The sequence below is a fragment of the Saccharopolyspora cebuensis genome, from assembly GCF_039542665.1.
In the GTDB taxonomy this organism is placed as follows: Bacteria; Actinomycetota; Actinomycetes; order Mycobacteriales; family Pseudonocardiaceae; genus Saccharopolyspora; species Saccharopolyspora cebuensis.
The window spans coordinates 1-1,858 of the sequence record NZ_BAABII010000047.1 but is presented as its reverse complement, the minus strand read 5'-3'; the positions used below and the strand labels follow the sequence as shown (position 1 = coordinate 1,858).

At 72.1% G+C, this 1,858-nt stretch carries 5 protein-coding genes; all 5 read right to left on the bottom strand.

Annotated elements, in window-relative coordinates; genetic code table 11:
• On the bottom strand, window positions 1-241 hold a 241-nt coding region (locus ABD976_RS29550), incomplete at its 3' end, for a hypothetical protein (protein ID WP_345368341.1).
• A gap of 106 nt (window positions 242-347) precedes the next feature.
• Window positions 348-488 carry a hypothetical protein gene (locus ABD976_RS29545; RefSeq protein WP_345368340.1) on the bottom strand — a complete coding sequence of 47 codons (141 nt, stop codon included), beginning with the start codon at window positions 486-488 and terminating at the stop codon, window positions 348-350.
• A 16-nt stretch (window positions 489-504) separates the two neighbouring features.
• Window positions 505-1,185, bottom strand: a complete 681-nt coding sequence (locus ABD976_RS29540) for a hypothetical protein (protein WP_345368338.1) — start codon at window positions 1,183-1,185, stop codon at window positions 505-507.
• Window positions 1,186-1,259: 74 nt separating this feature from the next.
• Window positions 1,260-1,583, bottom strand: a complete 324-nt coding sequence (locus tag ABD976_RS29535; RefSeq protein WP_345368337.1) for a hypothetical protein — start codon at window positions 1,581-1,583, stop codon at window positions 1,260-1,262.
• A 27-nt stretch (window positions 1,584-1,610) separates the two neighbouring features.
• Window positions 1,611-1,858: hypothetical protein (locus ABD976_RS29530; protein ID WP_345368336.1), on the bottom strand; the 248-nt coding region annotated here is incomplete at its 5' end.

Below are 1,858 nucleotides of genomic sequence, written 5' to 3'. Positions count from 1 at the left end.
GTTCGTTCAGGGCCTCAGCGATCCGGTGGGCCACCCGCTCGGAGATGTCTTCGCCGGCCTCGTCCACGACCGTCCCGACCAGCACCTCGTGCACGTACTCGCCTTCGGGGCTGAACGATGCGCTGTTCACATGCCACCCAGCGGGCATGATCTGGCTGGGTTCGTCGTAGTAGGCGGTCCCGGGTTCGATGTAGACGGCGGCCCAGTCGGTCGGCACCGCGACGGTGGTCATCTCGCTCATCACGATCTCCTTCTGCTTGCCTGATCGGGCGGAAGGCACCCGGCGGAGTCCGGGCACCAACCTCGCGATCAGGCAATCCGTTTCCTGGCCCGCATGGACGCAACCTTCACCGCTGGGCCTCCTGCGGCTCGTACCAGTCGCACGGGCACTGGACGGCGGGATGCTGGCGGTTGATGGGCGAGGTCCAGCACTCGCCGGCGTCATGGGCGGATTCGTAGTGGCCGCAACGGCACACGAGTTCGACCATGGTGAACACCTCCAGGTCAGGGCAGGGGCAGGGGCAGGTAGGCCAGGGTGATCAGCGCGGTGACCGGGAGGGTGGTCCAGGGCACCGTGGAGATCAGGGCGGCCAGGGCGGCGGCGAGCACGGCCGGGACGGGGCTGGCGCCGGGGGTGTGGGTCCACAGCACCAGGCAGGTGGCGGTGGTCCAGGCCCAGAACAGCGGCAGGGCGAGCAGGCGTTGGTGGTGCCACCAGGCGGCGAGCAGCAGCAGGACGCCGATGCCCACCCAGGTGCCCAGTAGCACCGGTGGGGTCATGCCTGCCGCGGGGGCGTGGCGGGCGGCGTAGCCGAGCAGGGTATGGGTGAGCTGGTCCCACAGGCCGGTGCCGGCCAGGTCCCGCACCCAGCCCGGTGGGGTCTCGGCAGCGGGCGGGGCCGGTGCGGGTGGTGCGGTGGTGGAGCCGCTGATCCAGCCGATCAGGCCGCTGAGCACCGCGGCCAGCAGCCACAGCACCAGCCAGGCCACGACCAGCCCGGCGAGGACGAGTCCGGCGCCGGTGGCCAGGTGCGCCGGGGGCTGGTGCCGGGCCCATTCCCGGGTCCGGCCCAGGTGGTTCCCGGCCACGTGCAGCCAGACAGCCATGGTCGCCCGAACCCGGGCCCCCAAGCCCGGGTGCTCGGCACGGTCGTCGAAGTCGATGTCGGTGTCGGGGTGGTTCACGGTCCTCCTCGGTCAGGGAGCGGCGATCCCGGCAGGGCGGGATGTCCTGCCATGCCTCGGGTAATGGGGCGGGGTCAGGTGTTGCCCGGTGAGCCCGCGCCGCCCAGCGCGGCGGCGATGCGGTGGCTGATCTCGGCGGTGATGTCCTCGCCGTCATCGGCCACGGCGTAGTGCACCCGGATCGCGGCGATGCCGCCGCAGCGCTCGTCGGCCGGCACGTCGGTGCCGGTGATGCCGGTGATCCACCAGCCGACCGGCAGGTGCTGGGTGGGTTCGTCGGCGGGCGGGGTGCCGGGCTGGACGTAGCGGGCCCGCCACTGCCACCGATCCGGTCCGGCCGGGCCGGTGGGCACCTCGGAACGGGCCTGCTGACCGGGGTTCACAGTGTTCTGGGGCATGCGGTTTCCTCCGTCGGTTGGGGCTGCTCAGGTCCGGTGGATCCGCTGGATCCAGGGCTGGTCGGCGTGGTGCTCGGCGCAGCGCGGGCACAGCGCGGCGAACCGGCCGGCTCCGTCGACCTGCGCGAACGGGAACCCGCAGTCGGCCAGCGTGTCGGTGACGTCGGTGTGGGCGGGGTGGCTGGAGATGTGCTGCAGGCCCCGGGGATCGGCGTCGGCGGCGGCGATCTCACCGAGGCCCGACTTGTTCCAGAGCGTTCCGAGCAGGCTGATCA